This is a genomic window from Granulicella sibirica (assembly GCF_004115155.1).
Classification (GTDB): Bacteria; Acidobacteriota; Terriglobia; order Terriglobales; family Acidobacteriaceae; genus Edaphobacter; species Edaphobacter sibiricus.
On the sequence record NZ_RDSM01000005.1, the window covers coordinates 99,405 to 118,421 of the forward strand.

General features: G+C 58.5%; 10 protein-coding genes. 3 read left to right on the top strand and 7 right to left on the bottom strand.

The window, feature by feature from the left end; translation table 11 throughout:
• Positions 1–607 precede the first annotated feature (607 nt).
• Positions 608–3,169 carry a hypothetical protein gene (locus GRAN_RS22980; protein ID WP_128915413.1) on the bottom strand — a complete coding sequence of 854 codons (2,562 nt, stop codon included), beginning with the start codon at positions 3,167–3,169 and terminating at the stop codon, positions 608–610.
• Between the two features lie 988 nt (positions 3,170–4,157).
• Between GRAN_RS22980 and GRAN_RS22985 the strand changes: the two genes are divergently transcribed.
• The 3 genes from GRAN_RS22985 (at position 4,158) to GRAN_RS22995 (ending at position 12,901) form a co-directional block, all read left to right on the top strand.
• Positions 4,158–11,915 (top strand): beta strand repeat-containing protein, encoded by a 7,758-nt coding sequence (locus tag GRAN_RS22985; protein ID WP_479680605.1) that lies wholly within the window; start codon positions 4,158–4,160, stop codon positions 11,913–11,915.
• Positions 11,916–12,239: 324 nt separating this feature from the next.
• On the top strand, positions 12,240–12,482 hold the full coding sequence (locus GRAN_RS22990) for a hypothetical protein (RefSeq protein WP_128915415.1): 243 nt from the start codon (positions 12,240–12,242) through the stop codon (positions 12,480–12,482).
• The gene (locus GRAN_RS22995) at positions 12,482–12,901 is read left to right on the top strand and encodes a type II toxin-antitoxin system VapC family toxin (RefSeq protein WP_128915416.1); all 420 of its coding nucleotides are present in this window, start codon (positions 12,482–12,484) and stop codon (positions 12,899–12,901) included. Before GRAN_RS22990 ends, GRAN_RS22995 begins: the two co-directional genes overlap by 1 nt.
• 55 nt (positions 12,902–12,956) lie before the next feature.
• On the opposite strand, the gene GRAN_RS23000 is transcribed toward GRAN_RS22995, so the two are convergent.
• The 6 genes from GRAN_RS23000 to GRAN_RS23025 form a co-directional block, all read right to left on the bottom strand.
• Positions 12,957–14,513, bottom strand: a complete 1,557-nt coding sequence (locus GRAN_RS23000; protein ID WP_128915417.1) for a replication initiator protein A — start codon at positions 14,511–14,513, stop codon at positions 12,957–12,959.
• Positions 14,514–14,759: 246 nt separating this feature from the next.
• A complete protein-coding gene (locus GRAN_RS23005; RefSeq protein ID WP_128915418.1) occupies positions 14,760–14,945 on the bottom strand; it encodes a hypothetical protein in 186 nt (61 codons plus the stop codon).
• Positions 14,946–15,190: 245 nt separating this feature from the next.
• Positions 15,191–15,568 carry a hypothetical protein gene (locus GRAN_RS23010; protein ID WP_128915419.1) on the bottom strand — a complete coding sequence of 126 codons (378 nt, stop codon included), beginning with the start codon at positions 15,566–15,568 and terminating at the stop codon, positions 15,191–15,193.
• A complete protein-coding gene (locus tag GRAN_RS23015) occupies positions 15,561–16,250 on the bottom strand; it encodes a ParA family protein (protein WP_128915420.1) in 690 nt (229 codons plus the stop codon). The genes GRAN_RS23010 and GRAN_RS23015 overlap by 8 nt, the downstream gene beginning before the upstream one ends.
• A gap of 926 nt (positions 16,251–17,176) precedes the next feature.
• Positions 17,177–18,172 (bottom strand): flavin reductase, encoded by a 996-nt coding sequence (locus GRAN_RS23020; protein ID WP_128915421.1) that lies wholly within the window; start codon positions 18,170–18,172, stop codon positions 17,177–17,179.
• A complete protein-coding gene (locus GRAN_RS23025; protein WP_161571127.1) occupies positions 18,169–18,978 on the bottom strand; it encodes a class I SAM-dependent methyltransferase in 810 nt (269 codons plus the stop codon). Before GRAN_RS23025 ends, GRAN_RS23020 begins: the two co-directional genes overlap by 4 nt.
• Positions 18,979–19,017 lie beyond the last annotated feature (39 nt).

Here is a 19,017-nt window from a genome sequence, read left to right on the forward strand (position 1 = left end):
ACGTAGTAAGTAGTGGCATGCACCATGCTTGAGCAAACCAGAAAAAGGAGAAACGCAAGACCCTTGTTGAGCGTCACCTGTCGAGATCGCCATTGGACGAGCGCGAACCGAATCGGGAGGCCTAAGCGTCCAAGGCAATGCTGTCGGGGGTCGAAGTCAGGAAAGAATTGTCTGAAATGGACGGCGTTAGTTGCTCGTATACCGCGGATAGGAAACAAGGCCCCACCTCATCAAGAGCTAAGTTCTACTCACGCGGCGAATCGTACATGCCGCCGGAGAGACATCTCCAGAGGTTTCGGCGCAATGTTACTTAAGATTGCACGCGCAGTTACGGACGTGGGATCGGCGCGTCTTCACGACGTCGCGCGAACTCCCAGCCACACGTGCTAGAGGCTGAGCCGGGTCACCGCTCAATCAGTAAGTTTGGGCGGCGGTGCAGGACACAGAATTAGGGGGTTGCCGGTGGTAGTCGTTACCACCAGCAACCCCCTTGTCGGGACAATCCGAACCGCCTGCCGCTCAAAACTGCGCCTTCAATGCGCGCTTGAGCCCAGTGGCCTCATCCGAACCCGGGCATTCACCATCACATTGCATCTTGACTAAAAGCCTACAGACGAGGTCCTACCGTAAACATAGGCTTTCCATAGGGGATCGCCCCGATATCTATCCCATCTGTACCAGCGCGCCTCAAAGGGGAAGAGGACGTCAGTCTAAAGTCATCGCTTGTAGGGCTGTTGAACTCCGGAGTTGCCGTACAGAACGAGCTGTGATCCAAGACAGCAGACGAGTTGTGTGCAGAAGGCCACGTCACAAGATTGCTGCAGGACCCATCAAGTGCCCCCTGTGTGTTGTAGATGATCCAACTTGGCTCCGGCACATATTGACTCTGCCAGGCATTATTGTGCCAATCCATCGGCTTGCCATACAACAGGGAGGCCCGCCGAAGATAGACCCCAGCGGAATAGTTCATCGTTGAACTGCAGTTCGGGCACATCCACCCTGACGGATAATAATTCGAAGCCTGGATACACACGTTGTCATGCATATGGGTAGCGACGATATTCATCTCCATCGTCACGCAAGCTGCTGCGGTATTAACAATCGTATTGTTGAAGAGGTGTATATCCGAGGTATAAGGATAAGCGATACCTTCAAAACCATTATTCAAATCGATCCCGTTGTACCCTACAAGGGTAGCGCCGAATCCCAGGTTTGAAATAATGTTATGGTCGAATATCTGTGCCTCATAGGATGAAGAATCAGCCACACTCGTGGAAAATCCTCCTCCCTGGATACCTTCTCCCAGGCTATCGTGAATGAAATTCTGTGAGACTTGTCCCCCCGCAGTCTCTCCGAAGAAGATATTGCCAATTGCATTGTCGGTGCACTCATTGTTTCTGACAATGCCACCCTTGATCCGAAAGTATGCACTTCTGGTAAGGCCGGCGACACCGTATCGAATGCACGCGGTATTGTGGCTCCGTCCGTAGCTGTATTGAATAACGGGATAGCTCACTACTTTGCCATTGATGGTCTGTGTGCCATCTAGCCCGGAAAGCTCGAAATTAGCATGATCGTCATTACCACGCGATCCATAGTACGAGTCGATAAATCCGGACCAACTATCCGTGATTGAGTTTCCTCGAACTAAATGGGGGTTAAGATCCCCGGATGCCCTGAGCACGACGCAAGCCTCGAGATTTGCCGTCCTGCTCGTTCCACCTTGCCAGCCGATCGTGTCGTAGACGGTATCCCCCGTATTCCAGCACGTAGCATACGAGATCTTGATGTTCTCGTTGGTCCAATACTTTCCCGGAAGTATGGAACTCGCAAATGGATAAGAGAGAATCCCACTCTTGAGTTGATGTGCAAACTGAATGTGCGTCACATTCACGTTGTTAACTCCGCGCAGTAGAACGCCATAAGGTCTGTGTGTCGCATAAAACACATGGTCATTTGGATTGGACCCATCAGCCAAATGGACGTAGAGCTCATGAGCCAGGGCGCCATTCTGGGATCTCGAAGCATAGTAGAAACTTCCGCCATCGAGTCGCCCGAAGAACTTCAGTCCGCTGCCCGCTGCCGCCGATATCTTAATGGCCGGAACCGAGCTGCATCCGCGGTTGACCGTATAAGTAATCGTGTTCAGTGGTTTTCCGGCAACGGACCGCACGGTTCCTTTGACATCGCACGCTACTCCATCAACGGAACCACCGCCGGACGAGGAGAAGGCGAAGGTAGACGGATAATCGGTTCCGCCATACAAGGAGAAGAAGACCGATCCGCCACCAATGATCTTTACGTTCTCCAATCCAGTGTTCTTTGGTAAAAACACTTGCGCCGTAGAACCATCGGATACGGAAGTTGCGGCGTAAGGGCTACCCCAGGCTCCGCCAAGACCCAATACTCCGAGCGTAGCTCCCTGGGCGGTGTTGCCACCATTCATCCAGTACTGGCCCTCGCCAGCGGTATCATAGACAGCATCCCACGGCTGATATGTGGTCGCACCGCTACCATCGTAGTCACCAACAAAATTCGGCACTGGAACGAGTTGAGGAGTTTCTGTCAGTTCATCCACGTAGAGTTTCTGCGGGACCGTAGCCAAAGGGGTAGAGTAAACGCCATCTCCTAAGGATCTCCACACGAGACCTGTTAAAGGATCGGCGGCATCAATAATCGGATCGGCCCCTGCGGAGTATCGACTGAAGGTGACTGGAGCGCTCAAGCTACCCGAACAGCTAGGCGGATTCGTGCTCAACGTAGTTAACACCGAAGCCCCTACTAGACTTTCGCAGCGGATATAGTCGTCTGTATATCGATATCCTGCATGCAGGAGGACCTCGTCCCCAGGCTCCAGGAGCGGGGTGATCGTGTTGATCTTTGCCAACGTCTTGAAAGCTGCGGCTGGGGACTTTCCATCGCGAGCATCATTGCCGTCTTTACTATTAACATAAAAAACTGTTGCGTGAGCAAAAGTCGAAGCAAAAAAGGCTAGTACCGCGATGTAAAAGCAAAGCCTCAAGCCGTCACCTGAGCCCACCAACGAGCCTGGGTGATTCTGAGAATGGCATAGAGCCGAAATGATCTTGCCTCTACCCGATCTGTAAAAGACTGAGACAATCTCATACCAGGCTTCATTCGAGCGTAGAGCTTCATGGAAATATGTCATAGCAGTAATCTCCTCACAGTTCTGCATAGTCGCGGATTACCTAGCCCTTTACAGACCTCCATTCAGGAGCGTTGAAAGGGTGAAAGGGTGAAATTTGTTTTGGTCTAGCTATAAAGTAAACGCACTCCCCATATTTTGGCAATCGATTAACTAAGGGAAAAACGTTAATTATTCCGCCGTTCACCAGCGAAACATGCACTTCAATCTTGACTTTTCTCGAAGGTTAAGGCAGTTTCTTTTTCTTTCACGCGGACCCAGGTCGTCGTCTTGGGCTTTGTCCACTTAAGTCGTGAGCGGCAAGATAGATGGATTGGGACGAGATCCAGTAACAAGCGTTGAGGCCATGCGTAAGATCCGGAAGGTCACAGCTTCACTTGTAAGCTGGTGGCAGGTGATCAGATTCGCTTCATGAAAGCGAATACTCGAAGTCCCGCTCGCGCGACAAACATCAGACAACTAAGTCTCCGCCTGGTCGCCAACTCAAGAGAGCCAAAGCTCATAGTTCACATAAGGCAATCCCTTACTCACTGCCGACTTAGATCGTAGAGTAAGTTGCGATCTGGCCCTTTGTTCAGCAAGTCGTGTGCAAACCGCTTCCGAACCGAGATGGTCTCGGCTGGGTCTGGTGGTTACGGTTGGTTACCAGCCGGTGACTTCCGAATCAGCGTCGCTTCTCTAAACAACATGGACATTCAAGACCAGCACACGATGCCGGCAAGATGTTTGATACGCTTCGCCCCATGCTTTCACGATAGACAGGAAATCCAGTTACACCGTCCTTCCGTCATCTAAACACGGTACATCCCTTGTGCATTGGTTCTCGACCGCGTTCACTCCAGGTGCGCGCCTCGACGAAGGAGTTTTTATGAGCATCAGCTTTGGTCTTGGCCGGCACTCGCGGCATACAGTACTGATCTTCCTCGCTGGCCTTGCAACGTGCGTCGGCGTTTCTAAAGCACAAGTATCTCGCGCCCCCTTGCCTGCTCAAATGGCGAGCCCCTCGCGAAATAGGATTGACGCACGCGCATCGCAGTTCGCCTTCATCCCAAACAAAGGGCAGGCTGCCTCTGAGTCGCGATTCACGGCGCAAGGAAGAGGCTATGACGTCTCTCTCGAGGAGCGGCAGGTTGTCCTTCGCTTCCCTCAGCGATCGGCCCAAACGGAAGTCGACAATGCCCACATGATCTCTCTCAAGGTCGTTGGCATGGATTCCAATGCCAGAATCACGCCATCCTCGAAGCTCGACGGAACGACCACCTATATCTCACCCGGCGGCAGCGCTCAAAACTACAACAACTTACCCCGCTACGCCGGTGTGGAATACAACGAGATCTATCCAGGCACGGGATTGTTGTTTTACGGTACCGGTGGTTCGCTTGAATATGATCTCCACCTCAAACCACTCGCGGACCCAACCAGGATCCAGTTTGGCCTCACCGGTGCGGACAAAGCTGTCGTCGATAGCAAGGGCGACCTTATTCTCACCACCGGAAAAGAGCAGGTAAAGTTCCTCAGACCCGTAGCCTATCAGGTCAACTCCGCAGGTGAGAAAACAACCGTAGGAGCGAGCTACAAATTACTCGCAGAGCCGAACAGCCAGCAAGGGGCCTTCCGCCTCTCCTTTACCCTGGACAAGTACGATCCCGCTCGCGAACTCACAATTGATCCCGTCCTCAGCTATGCCCAGGATCTTACCTACGCCGACTACTACGTCGGTGCGGTCACGGCAGATTCCGCAGGCAACACCTACATCGCTGGGACTAACTCACAGCGCGGCTTTTATGTAAATAAATATGACACGAACGGCAAGCTCATCTTCAATGATGTAATTGGCTCAGGTGCGGCGACGGTATACCCCACCGGCATCGCCGTGGACAGCGCTGGCAAGACCTACATCGCCGGATTCGGCCAGACAGGGCTTCCCGCCACCTCAAATGCTCTCACGACTCCCACAACGACCCGCCAGATACCCTTTGTCGCTGTCATCCCGGCAGCCGGAGGAGCGCCCACGTACCTCAGCTATATCGGAGGCACCACCGGATACGACTACAGCAGCGGCATAGCCGTCGATGCGTCGGGATCCTTTTATCTCACCGGCTATGAGAGCTCGAATAACTTCCCGGTAACCGCCGGTGCCTATCTAACAACGTTCCCCGGAGTGAGCTATGCTGCGTTTGTCGCTAAGTTCAACCCCACAAAGAGCGGCACGGCTTCGCTCGTCTATTCCACACTCGTCGGGGCCTCCGGAATCAACAGCTACGCCACTGGAATCGCAGTCGACAGTAGCGACAACGCCTACCTGTCCGTCGTTTCGAACGCCGGGTACCCAATCAGCACCGGAGCGCTCAACTACGCCGGTCAGTATTCCGACAGCTATCTGAATGGCGCCTTCGTCACCAAGCTGAACCCCACAGGCACGGCCCTCGTCTACTCTGCGTACGTCGGCCCTGGCGAGGCCAATGCCATCGCGATCGACACAACAGGCGACGCATACGTCACCGGCTCCGTTCAGGCAGACGACTTCCCCGTGACCTCCGGCGCCTACCAGACGAGTTATCCCGGAGGCTATGCGGCGGAACTAAATCCCGCTGGCACTGCGCTTCTTTATTCCACGTTTCTAAGCGGCCCGAGCGGGGCCTTTGATACCCAGTCCACAAGCGTGCAGCCGACCGCGATCGCCCTCGTCCCCGCCTGTTCTTCGAACTGCGTCTCCTTCGTCTCCGGCTACACCTCGGCAGTCGATTTTCCATCGACGAACGCGATCCAGGCCGCGAACACTGCGGGCGTCTATGCGCCCTTCGTCGTCGAGCTCGCAGGCGGAGGAAAGAGTGCCGTCTATTCGACTTATCTCAGCGGTCTGACAGCGGGGTACCAGTCGATCTACAGCCTTCCCTTGCCGGTGACTCCGTCCATTGCCGTGGATGCGCAAAGTAACGCGTACGTGGCGACGAATATTCAAAATGGCGGCGATCTCCCAACCACTCTGCCGATACCAGCCTCCACGGGATACGCATACCTTGCAAAGATCGGCTCCGCTGCCGGTGCGTCTATCGTCGCCGATCCCATCGCACTCAACTTCGATCGATATACCCAGGGTGAAGCGGTCGGGGTCAGTTCAACGGTGGGAGGCATCCCTGTTCCGCTGATACTCAGGAACCTCGGCAGCACCGCCGCCACGATCAGCGCGATCACCTTCAGTCCTTCCACCGAATTCTCCGAGACGGATAGCTGCGCGGGCACGATTCCGGCCGGCGGAACATGTACGCTCAACCTGGCGCTCACCCCGACCGCCGCAGGCGTGCGCTCTGCGACCTTGTCCATTGCATCGAATGCAGTCGTCAGCCCCGCCACCGTTGCCGTCACCGGAACAGCCTACGCGCTGGGCTATCTCCAGATATCTTCTCCTCAGGTCAACTTCCCCGATCAGGCAATTGGCAGCGCAAGCCCCGTGACGACACTGACCGTGACGAACATCGGCAAGTCTCTCGTCAACCTGCAGCCCATCGCGCTCTCCTCCGTGCGCTCGAACGAAGGAAACGGATCCGACTTCCAGGCGCTCGATAACTGCCCCGCACAACTCGCTGCCGGCGCGAGCTGCACGATTGGCGTGACCTTCATGCCCTACGAAACGGGCCTTCGCGCCGCGGCCTTCGCGCTTCAGGGCGATGGCTTCGGGAACCAGACCATCTACCTGTACGGTACAGGCCTCGTCGGCAGCAATCAGGGCACCGTCGCTCTGTCCGGAACCATGTTGAACTTCAACACGCAGCTTGTGAATACGACAAGCGCCGTGCAGTCCCTCACTCTTACCAATACCAGCACAGCGCCGGTCAGCATCTATTCCATCTCGATCGCTACCCAGGGGCAGACAGGCGCCAGCGACTTCTCCATCAGGAACGGCTCTTGCTACAACACGACCTCCGTGATTCAGCTCGCGGCCCAGTCCAGTTGCTCCCTCGGCATCGTCTACACGCCGAGCGTGGCCTCGGCTCAAACCGGCACGGTCACCATCAATGACAGTGCTGCCGGAAGCCCACACAAAGTCACCCTCTCCGGGTCAGGCCTCGCTGCAAGTCAGGCCCTGGAGTTCACACCCGGCAACTTCGTCTTCGCCGACCAGCCGGTCGGAGTCCCCAGCGCCGCCGAGATCTTTTACGTCTTCAACACGGGAACGGCGCCCGTCACAATCGACCGCGTCCTCATCAGTGGCGATTACCTTGTCGCCAGTACGAACTGCCCTGGCGCCATTCTCAAGCCAAGCTCCGCTTCGGGTGTTGAGCCGAGCGCGAACTGCAGCGTCCGCGTGCAGTTCCAGCCCACTGCGGTCGGAGCGCGCACCGGCACGTTGACCTTTGTCGACAGCGCCGGTGGCACGCAGATCTTGAACCTGACCGGCACCGCCATCACCGCCTCTGGAAGCGTCTTGCTGGAACCCGCTTCGCTCACCTATCCCAATCAGGCGCTCGGGACCGCGAGCGCAACCCAGCATGTCACTATCGTCAATCCCGGTAACTCGCCCGTGACCATCACGAATGTCACAACGACAGGCGACTATTCCCTCTCCAATCTCTGCAGCACGCTGCCATTCAGCTTGGCGGCCCAGCGTACCTGTGGCGTCGACATCGCCTTTACGCCTACGGCAACCACTAACCCCCGCGCGGGAACCATGGTAGTCGCCAGCTCCAGCGGCAACGCCACGCTTCCGCTTACAGGAAGCGGTGTCACCGCCACTGCGGCCATCGGTCTCACTCCCACCGCGCTCAGCTTCGGCAACATCCCGACGACCGTGCAGAGCACCATCTACTACGTCTATATCCGGAACACCGGAAGTGAAGCCATCACTCTCACGTCTCTCGCTGCCTCTGGCGACTACAGCGTCAGTGGCGGAAGCTGCGGCTTCTATGGCAACTCATTCCAGCCGGGAACAAGCTGCTACATCGACGTCGCCTTCACTCCGACGGCAACCGGCGTGCGTTCCGGAGTCTTGACCCTGGTTGATTCCGTCGGCACCCAGACTGCGGCCCTTACGGGGAATGGTGTCGCCACGCAATCCACGGTTGAACTGAGCCCCAATGGGCTTGGGTTCACACAGCAGACCGTCGGCACAACGTCGAATACCAGCGCGCTCAGCCTGTACAACTTCACGGCCGCGGCGTTGACCGTCAAGAGCGTGGGTATCTCGACAGGCGCTCCCTTCGTCATCCCTGCCGGCAATGATCAATGCACGGGCGTAACCATCGCGGCAGGCAATAGCTGCACCGTTCACATCTCCTTTACTCCCACGGCCGCGGGCTACTTCACGGGAACGCTGACCTTCACCGACACCGCCAGCAAGACCTACCCGGCCGCTCTCGCGGGATACGCCCCACCCGTAAGCGTCACAGCCTACCTGAGCCCGGGAGCAATCGCTTTCCCTGGACAGGTCTTGACAACAGTCTCGAACTCCCAGACAGCCTACCTCTACAACACCGGCGACCTGCCGCTGACCATCGGCACAGCCACCGGAACAAATACCATCGTCGGAGCCAGTACCACCGGGGTCTTCTCGGTCGACGGCGCGGCCGGTGGCTCTGATGGTTGCAGCGGAGTTCAGGTAGCTCCGGGCAGCAGGTGCTATGTCACTGTCGTCTTCGCGCCAACTGCGGCCGGAAGCGCCACGGGGAGCGTCGTGCTTCCGGTCACCTATGGCAACGGAGCGAAAGCTAACTTTACCTTGAGCCTCAGTGGCACCGGAATAGCCGTCAAAGATGCTGCCACCCTCTCGCCGGCTTCGCTCAACTTCCCGGATGAGGCAGTTGGTGCCGTCACGAACAACGGTGCCGACGCCACCCAGGTTATCTACCTCTACAACACCGGCAACCTGCCCTTCACGGTGGGAACGCTCACCGGTACCAATGCGGTCATCGGATCGACCACCGCTGGAGACTTCAACACCACAAGCGCATTCGGCGGATACGACGGCTGCACCGGCCAGCAGGTAACAAACGGTAGCTATTGCGCCGTCACGGTAGCCTTCAACCCCGCGGCGGTAGGAAGTAGGAGCGGGACAATCTCTTTCCCGGTTACCTATGCGGACAAGACGACCAAGACTCTGAGTGCCACGCTCACCGGCAAAGCCATCGCGGCATCATCGAAGGTTGTCGTCTCGCCCACCAGCGGCCAGTTCGACGTTCAGGTCGTCGGCACCACGAGTGACGGCAGCGTCACGCTCACGTTCTCGATGTCGAATGTCGGTAACCTCCCCGTGAAGATCGCGACCTCAACGGTCACGAGTGGCTACTCGTTCGTCAGCGACTCCTGCAGCGGCACCACCCTGTCCACCAACGACACCTGCCAGATCGTTCTCGCCTTCTCGCCGACGAAGACCGGCGTCACCACCGGCACGTTGACCATCCCAGACAACGCAACCGGCAATCCGCACAAGATAGCCCTCACCGGTACCGGCATCGCGGCCGCTCAGCAGATCGTTCTCTCGCAGACGGCCATTGCCTTCCAGAATCAGGTCGTCGGTACCAAGAGCCCCGCGGCATACGTTTATGTCACCAACCAGAGTGGCGCAACCGTCCCCATCTCCACCGTCGTCCTCGCCGGCACCAACGCGTCTGACTTCATCGAAAGCGATGGCTGCTCCGGTCAGTCCCTCGGCGGTCACCAGAGCTGCACCATCTCGGTCAACTTCAGCCCGGCGACCGCATCGCTTGGCTCTCGTACCGCGACGATCACGGAGAAGGATGCCGCCACCGGAAGCCCGCGTGTCATCACCCTCACCGGCACTGGAATCGCCAGCGGTCCCGCTGTCGCTCTCTATCCCGCATCGCTCAACTTCGGCTCCCAGGGCCTCAACACGAAGAGCGCGCCCCTCACCTTCAGCGTCACCAATACCGGCTCTGCCAATCTCACCATTACCAGGGTCGCATCGACGAACACCGCGGAGTTCGCCATTGCGTCGGACGCTTGCACTGGGAAAACGATCGCTTCGGGATCCAACTGCCTTGTGTCTGTAACCTTCGATCCGAACGCGGGCAGCACCCAGACCGCCTCCATCCAGGTCACCGACAACGCAACAGGGTCGCCTCAGGCACTCTCCGTTACCGGTCTCAGCGTCGGAATTCCGCAGGCCACATTCAGTCCCACAAGCCTTACCTTCTCCAGCCAGGGCGTTGGCACAACGAGCGCCGCGCAAACCATCACCCTGTCGAACCCCGGAACCGACACCCTCAACATCTCGTCTGTGGCGATCACCGGCACAAACGCCACCGACTTCAAGCAGACGAATACCTGCGGCACCTCGATCGCCGCGAAAGCCAACTGCGCGATCTCCATCACCTTTGATCCCGCCGCCGTAGGCAGCCGCAGCGCCTCCCTCAGCGTGACGGACAATGCCAACAACACCGCCGGAAGCGTCCAGACCGCCGCCCTGACGGGTACCGGCACGGGCGTTCAGAAGATCAGCTTCAGCCCGGCCAGCCTGACCTTCCCCTCCACCAACATCGGAGCCAGCAGCGCCACGCAGACCATCACCGTCTCCAACCCCGGAAGCGCCGCCCTGACGATCTCCGGCATCACCGTCACACCCACCGGGGACTATACGCAAACCAATGCCTGCACCTCATCGCTCGCCGCAGGCTCAACCTGCGCCATCACCGTCACCTTCAAACCCTCTGCGTCCGGCACGCGCACCGCCTCGATCTCCGTCGCGGACGGCGCAACCGGATCGCCGCAGACCGTCGCCCTCACCGGCACCGGCGTCGGCGTACCAGCGGCAACCGTCAGCCCGACAACAGTGGCCTTCGGCAATCAGGGCATTGGTGTGGCCAGTGCCGCGACCAACGTGACGCTGACCAACTCCGGAACGGGTCCGCTCGTCGTAGCGTCCCTCAAACTCAGCGGCACCAACGCCACGGATTTCACCGCCACCTCCTCGGCTTGCCCTGGAACTCTCGCCCCCGCCGCGGCCTGCACCATCGGCATCACCTTCAAGCCGGCCGCGGCCGGTTCTCGAACTGGTACGCTCACCATCACCGACAACGCCGGCAACGTACAAAACACCACCCAGACCGTCGCCCTCACGGGCACCGGAGCAGGCACCCCACAGGCGTCCTACAGCGTCAAGACCTTCGCCTTCGGGAACGACAATGTCGGCACCGAGAGCAGCCCCCTCAAGTCCATCCTCACCAATACCGGCAACGGTCCTCTCAGCGTCTCGTCCATCACCCTCACGGGTGCCGATCCTGGAGATTTCGTCGAATTCGATACCTGCACCCCGAGTGTCGCCGCAGGAGGAAACTGCGAGATCGAGCTCTATTTCATTGCTGACGCCGTCGGAGCGCGCTCCGCGAACGTCGTCGTCACCGACAACGCCAACAACGTAGTCAACACAACCCAGACCCTCACCGCCACGGGCACCGGGACAGGGACGCCGGTCGCGAAGCTATCCGCGACCACTCTCTCCTTCGCGGCCCAGAAGGTCGGCACGCAAAGCAGTGGTCAGTACATCACCTTCAGCAACACCGGGAACGCGCCTCTCGCCCTGGCAAGCGTCGCACTCTCCGGAACCAACGCAGCCGATTTCAGCCTCTTCAATAGCTGTGGAACGAGCGTTGGGGCAGGAGATAGCTGCGTCGTCGTCGTCTTCTTCACACCCTCGGCGACCGGTGCTCGCTCTGCAATCATCACCCTCACGGATAACACCGGCAATGTAACCGGATCGAAGCAAACCATCGCACTGTCGGGCACCGGCAACTGATCGCCGGCGCCCCTTGACCTGCTAAAGATTCATGATCCGGGCGAAAACATACCACTTGCGAAAAACCGCAACATGACCGCATCTTCCAGACAATGGCCCACGTTCTACACACCAGAATGCGTCTGGTGAAACCTTGGGAATTTGCTCATCACCGCCGCTAACCCGTTTAGAACACCACGATTACGGCGATGCCTCAGAAACCTCGCAAAACAAACCAATTTGGAGGCAATTCAGCCGCTTCCGGTAGGACCTCTTCCCTTCCCGCCCATCCGTCATTGACATCGACTCGCGGAGTTCCTACCCTTGCACTTGGGAGGTGCGGCCATGACCATTGAAATTCATCAGCCGGAGCTCGAAGCGATGATTCAGCAACGCATCGACAGCGGCGCTTTCCAAAATGTGGAGGACGTGCTGCTCCACGCGATGAAGGCCCTGCCGGCGGCAAGTGCGCGTGCATCCTCGTCGACCGGCGCGAAACTTGTCGCCGCCATGCAATCCTCGCCCGCCAGGGACATCAGCCTTGAGCCTGCGCGCGTCGCCATGCCCGTGCGTGACGCTGCCCTCTAGTGCCTTGGCTGCTCGACACCAACGTTCTCTCCGAGCTCCGTCGGCCCAGGCCTGATCCTCGCGTCATCGCCTTCGTTTCAAGCTGCCCCCTCGACGAGCTCTACGTCAGCACGGTTGTGTTCGCGGAGATCCGTTTCGGCATTGCGCTCGTGCAGGACGCAGCCCTGCGCGCCGACCTGAATGCGTGGCTCGAAAACACAATCCGCCCGATGTTCACTGGCCGGGTACTCGATATGACCGAGGATGTGATGCTGCGCTGGCGGCTCCTCATCGAGGAGGGCCGCAAAGTTGGTCGCACCTACTCCCAACCCGACCTGATGATCGCCGCAACCGCCCACGAGCACAACCTGACACTCGTGACGCGTAACGTCCGAGACTTCGCTGAGCTCGGCCTGACGCTCCTCAACCCCTGGCAGTAGGTCATCATTCTTGCGCGGAACTCGGATTTCAGCATCCGAGACGAAGCCCGTGACGCTAGAACAAGTCTCCTTGCGGATTGGCCGTGCGCCATTCGTCGAGGCCCGGAAGTTGAAGTTCCTCGGCCACCTCGCGGTGCAGGCGACGCGTCAACTCGGCAAGACGAGCTGACCCACTCATCCGGTCCAGCCGAGTAGCAACCGTCGGATCCTTCCGCAGTTGATTGGAAATCTGCTTCAGCCGGGCCGTGAGCTGCTCGCCCGGAAGATGTTGGACCAATGCAAGCTCTACCTGCACCGCAACCCAGCGCTCGTACTCCGCCTGCAGCTGCATCTGGGCGAGGCTGCGTGCGCTCTCTTGGGCCGCCTCGCGGGCTTGGCGTGCCTCGAGCTCGAACCGGTTGCGTTCTTCCGCCTGTTTTTGGCGGCGCGTGCGGAAGGCGGAGGGGATCTGCTGCTCGGATTCAACAAACGTAATGAGGTATCCGGCGGGGTTCTTAATGGAACCCTTTCGGTCGGACTCGATCTGGAACGCGACGTATTCGACCCGGTCGAGCAGCGCCTGGGGTTCTAGCTTGCGAGCAAGCTCCGCCGCCTTCACTTCACTGACTCCGTTCTCCACAAGGGCCACGCGGGCCAGTTCCCGGGAGTCCGAGAGCGGCACGTCGTTCGCGGCGGCAGCGAAAGCAAGTTGCTTACGCTGCGTCAGCACCAGCACATCTTTCATGGCGCGACCGGGCGTAAGCACAAGCTTGTAGCCTTGCTTGGAGCTCATCGACTTGATGTCCCAGCACTTTAGATACCCGATAGCTACCAGCTCGTTGAGCGAGAGGCCCATCGTCTCGCGAATCTTGGAGACATGCTCGTACGTCCGTATATTCAGAAGAGCGCAGAGCTCGCTGTAGTCCTTCTCCACTTCCCTGCCCTGGCTGGCGTAGAACCAGAGATAGAGATAAACGAAGATGCCCTTTGCGGTGGGGCGAGTGAGCTTGCGGTACATGTTGAAGTCTTCGGGGACCACGAAGGACTCGTTGAGATTCTCGAGCAGCCAGTCTTCGAGCTCAACCTCGAACATGTCGATCTTGTTCGAGTTATCCAAGTTGCTCGAACCGAGACGTGTGAAGCTGCGGAAGACGTGAACGGTTTTGTTCATGTAGCGCTTGCGGAGCGATGAGTAAATCACCTGCTCTGAGGTGATCGTAGTATCCGCCATGCGCATGCCCCAGCTATTGAGGGCTTCGTAGTTCTCGCCCGAGTCGCACTGGCCCAGGATGTTGAGGAGGCTATAACCCGAGAAGCGGATCGGATTCGAGATGACGCCGGTGCGGAGCTTCTGCTCCATCGCGAGCTTCATGAACGCCATGTACTTATCGCGGTCCGAGGTCGAGGGCAGGCCGAGGGCGTCGGAAGAACGGAACTCGGCGGACACCTTGATCTTCTTCCCATCGCGATTGACCCACTGCTCGATGCGGCGGCGGGAGGCAAGTGCCTTCCCGCGACGCTCGTGAGCTCCGAAGAAACCGATCTGCAGGAGGTTCTTCTCAAACCGGATCAGGTCGACGGCATCAGGCATCGTGACAAGCGTGGCTTGGGTGCCTGCGGGCTTTCGTGACATTGCTGAGCTCCTGCCGCCGAATGGCATTGCTGTCTGTAATCCTTGTTTAAGAGTTGCAAACTGTAAAGCAAGCTAAAGACTTAAGTGCATCGGAAATGGTGCAATATATGGGCTTACAGGGCAATCTTTTCCAGCCCACTGCGGGAACATTTCCAGCGCGGTGCGGAGATGGTGCCAGCCGGGTGCGGCAAGCAATTCCGATCCGCTGCGGTGGAAGTTCCATGGGACTGCGGGCTGATTTCAAGCCTACTGCGGGTTTTCTTCCTCCCGGCTGCGGAACTCGACTGGATGCAAGGTGAAAGCTGGATTTTTTCCAGCCAACTGCGGAAAACCGGGTACAAAACCGCAACCTGAGGTGATTTCCACTGCTGCCGCTAACACAATGGCCTGTTGGGGCAAGTCCAGACCGGTTTCCGGGGTGCTTCTTGCCACTACCGCTTGTCACCCCCGCAGTAGGCTGGAAAGCCGCTTTGGTTGCGTGAGGGAGTTGTGCCCACCAGGCGGCATGAAATGTGATACTTACAGACATTTCTTCCAGTGAACTGCGGAGATCTGAATGATGTTGATAGTGATGGGAGCTTTCGTTGAAAGCTTTCCAGCCCGCTGCGGTGAAAGATCTCCCAACTCCGGTCTGTGCGGCTCCGACACAGGTTGCTCCGCAGCGGGCTGGAAGTGCGTTACTCAGCGCGGCGGCCGTGGCTCCGCAGGAAGTCGACAGCATAGACCACGAACTCGCCAATGTTGTTGATAGGGCTGCCGGGATCGTGGATAAAACGGGCCGCATCCCGCAGGATGGCGTCTTTTTCCTCGGCCGTTACCTTGAGGTTAAGCTGTGTGTTCGCGCCTCGGCTGCGGAGACGTCGGCCGTCGAGGAACGGGGATGGGGCCGGGCTAGGAGCGGGTTCGGCACGGCCCGAGAAGCCAAGTTCACGGCCTGCCGTGACGGACGCCAGGGTGGTGCTCTCGTCCATCTTGGGGCGCGGCGGGAGTTTATCGAGGCCTGTCGTGAAGTCGAGCTTGATCGCGGGTCGGCCTTGAGGCTGGTTATCAGACATGGAGAACCTCGCTTTGCATGCTGGCACCGATCAGGATGTCGCGAATCTCTTGGGCGAAGGTCTCGGCGTTTGCGATCGCGGCCTCCGGGTTATTCGCCTCGCGCCCCGTGAGCTCGTAGATAGTTCCGCCAAGCCGGAAGGGCGCCTTAAAGGCCGATCGCTCCACAATCGCGTTCTGCAGCATAGGAATGGAGTTTTCCCGCATCTGGTCACAGATGTCGCGCATGCCCTTATCCATGATTACCGGAGAGGTCTGCGAGAGAAAGACGCGGAAAGGGATCTTGCGGCGGAAGATGGTCTCCTGCTTGCGAACCACCTTGATGACGTTGACAGCCTCGTCCGCGTCAAGCTGGTTGCCCTTCATCGGGATCAGGACAAGATCGGCGCGGCCGATCGCCACCGAGACCTCATCGTTTCGGCTGCCTTCGAGATCCACGATGACGTACGGATCCGATGCGGCGTCGATCACGTCCGCGACATCCGTGCGGAAGGCCGTCTTAACGGTCAGGTTGTGGGGGACCCCGTCTGGAAAGCGGCTCGACCACAGCGCGAGTGGCGCATTAGGATCCGCATCGATAAGCGTGGTCCGAGCCCCATGGTGGGTAAGCACGGAGGCGAGCGAGAGAGCGGACGTCGTTTTGCCCACCCCTCCCTTACTGGATGCGAAGACGATTACTTGCATAAGCACATGTCCTTGGTAATCCATTGAGCGTTTCGTCTACTGAGTGCAATTCATGTGTGGCGACAGATGCTAGAAGAAAGCTAGCAGGTAGCTACCAAAAACCTACCCTCTACCCTACATCCTATCCCCCTCCAAGTGAGTCTAGAGCGCTTCGGGCGCTGTAGAGAGTATAAGTCTGGTACCTGTACGGTACTTTCTGGGTAGAAAGTAGCTATAAGCGATAAATTTACTAGCTAGCTCATACCTACCGGATAGCTACCGCTTATTATATTCAATAACCGGATGCGGCTCAGCGCTCGCCGATCCATCACGTGCCGACCCTGCTGACTATCAGCCTTTTCGACACCGTCAGCGGAGCATATGCTACTTGGTAGCTATCGGCTACCTCGTCTCTCGACCCGCTGTGTTCTGACGGTAGAGGTATCGAAGCGATATGTTGTCTCCATTCTCACGTGCCGAAACTCACCTCGGCGTCATGTGCAGAGGATCTACAGAGGGCAGAGAGCCGCAACGAGGTGAGAGAAGAACGCTGATTGGAAACAAAGCCCAAATGTGATTGGTCACGGACATAGACCAGACGAAGGATCCGGTTTCGACGCCACGCATCCTCTCGGAGACAGATCACGCTTCGGGCGGCCAATCGATTGCCCTAGCCCGAAAATGACGCATAAACGGCAGCATCTGAAGCCTTTTCGTATCCGGGAATGGCTGCGCGATTGCGCATTATTGTCCGTTGATGTTCTCAACGGCCCTACACCGCTAGCTGCTATCAGACCGTCAGTACGGCTCCCAAGGCGCATGTGCCTAATCTCGATAGCTGACCTCGACCAGCCCACGTTGTAGGGACAGCTCAGCGAGAACACTGCGCCCGTAGCGAGGACGCTCCGCCAGGACCACCGCCATACCGCCGTCCTCTATGTCCTTGCCTATTGTCCGTCAGCCCCGGCACGTTGAGAGTCGCGGTATGCCTTCGACAAGCGCTCCCTGCGGGCGGCGTATATACCGTGAATGCGATGGAACTCAGGGGCGCTCGTTTGGGTCTGCGTGCCCAGGATGCGGGCGATGAAGAAGTTGTGGCTTCCAAGGGGAAGGGCACTCTCTATCTGAAGCTCGCGAACGGTGAGAGCGAAGTCAGGCACAGGGATACCGAGAGATGGTGATGGATGGAGGCTAAAGGGTAGGTGGGCGAAGTCGATCGAGGTCTGATGGTGATGCGCGCCCATGTCGCGGACGACTTGCGCCTGCTCAAACGGGACGGTGCTGATGGCGAACTGGGAGTGATTCGACACTGCGGCTCCAGCCTTTTTGCTCGCATTGAGGGCGAAGACGAAGTGATGCTCGCCGACCCGGCCCATGAGGTTGAGTGGGAAGATGTTGCCAGCGCCCGCCTGAAAGAGGCTGACGAGGACGACCGGCCGTGGACAGAGGAAGACAACCTCGTTGCAGCGGTTATCGAGCGACAGGATTTGCGGGCGTCCGGAGCGGCGTGCTTGCCAACGTTCGTGTGCGAAGTAGAGGGATCGTATCCACCGACGGTGGCGCGGGAGGCAGGTACTGATGCAGTCCGTCGCGCGGTAAAGCCGCAGCTCGGGTCCTGATGTAGCGACCGTGCTGTGATATTGGAGATCGATTTTGCCGAGCACTTGACGTTGCCCCGCGCGCTCGACGAAGTGAAGCGATACGCCTGGGCTATCAAGGGATTGTTCGGGCACGCCCTTCTCGAAGGAGATGCAGAAGAAGGCCGGCATCGGACATGCCACGGAGTGGCAATGGGTGACATCCCGTGGTTCACCCATGCCGTGAAGCCAGACCGCGACTTCCGTCTGCGGGGAGTGGAGCGGGAGGTCAAGTGCTGTTGAGTAACCTGGATGGCCAAGCAGCCGGGACCGAAGAGCCTTGCGGAAGTTTCGGGGAGGTTTCATTCGCGTTCGAACTCGAGGAGCACGCAGTCGGCCATGTTGCGGAACAGGGGAAGGGAGCCGATGCGGCGGTCGATGGTCGCGAGGACCCGAATGAGACGGGGAAGGCGCATGGCGAAAGACTCGGCGTAGGAAGGAGGAACGACGATGCCAATTCCTGTCCACCGGACGAGGCGGAATGCCGGCCGCATTTGAGATTCAATCTGAGTGACCGTGGGGCGCCTTATGATGAGGCCCCTTGTGGGGGAATAGGTCTGAGATGTCAGAAGGCGGCGGAAGGCCCTCTTCGGCTTGCCCTGCGCAAGGAACCAGAGAATCTCAAGAGGGACGAAGCGGCCCATCATGCAGATGACCAGGCTCGCCTTCGGCTTCAGCAGAGGCCCCAGATCTTCGGATACGTCATGGAGATTCGCGACACAGTTGAGACCGGAGAAGTTCGAGAATGCCCCGTCGAAGAGGTCTTCCGCGGTAAGCGAAGAGAGGTGCTCCGCAGCGAGAACGCGGAAGTCGGGTGGCGGAGACACGCCTTCCCCCGCTGCGTGAGCCCGCGCGAGTTCAATCATGCGCGGAGAGATATCGCAGGCAACGACATGTACGCCACGACGTGCCAGTGAGACGGCGTCGATGCCAGTGCCGCAGCACAACTCAAGCACACGGTGTCCGGGCTGAAAGGTGCGATCGAGCGCCTTCCGGACGGTGCCGCGGCGGATCTTCCCGACGGTCGTGCCGCTGAAGTCCTGTTCATAGGTCTCCGCAGCAGAGTTCCAGTAGAGCTCTGCTAAGTGGCCGGGATTGGAGGGCGTCGCCATCTGCCTTGGTCTCCTCACTCTATTCAGCCGCGCAGGAAG

Excerpts from the sequence above, each read along its gene's own strand:
- GRAN_RS23015 (WP_128915420.1), bottom strand. The coding sequence starts at position 16,250 with ATGCAAGTAATCGTCTTCGCATCCAGTAAGGGAGGGGTGGGCAAAACG.
- GRAN_RS22980 (WP_128915413.1), bottom strand. The coding sequence starts at position 3,169 with ATGACATATTTCCATGAAGCTCTACGCTCGAATGAAGCCTGGTATGAG.
- GRAN_RS23025 (WP_161571127.1), bottom strand. The coding sequence starts at position 18,978 with ATGGCGACGCCCTCCAATCCCGGCCACTTAGCAGAGCTCTACTGGAAC.
- GRAN_RS22985 (WP_479680605.1), top strand. The coding sequence starts at position 4,158 with ATGGCGAGCCCCTCGCGAAATAGGATTGACGCACGCGCATCGCAGTTC.
- GRAN_RS23000 (WP_128915417.1), bottom strand. The coding sequence starts at position 14,513 with ATGTCACGAAAGCCCGCAGGCACCCAAGCCACGCTTGTCACGATGCCT.
- GRAN_RS22990 (WP_128915415.1), top strand. The coding sequence starts at position 12,240 with ATGACCATTGAAATTCATCAGCCGGAGCTCGAAGCGATGATTCAGCAA.
- GRAN_RS23020 (WP_128915421.1), bottom strand. The coding sequence starts at position 18,172 with ATGAAACCTCCCCGAAACTTCCGCAAGGCTCTTCGGTCCCGGCTGCTT.
- GRAN_RS23010 (WP_128915419.1), bottom strand. The coding sequence starts at position 15,568 with ATGTCTGATAACCAGCCTCAAGGCCGACCCGCGATCAAGCTCGACTTC.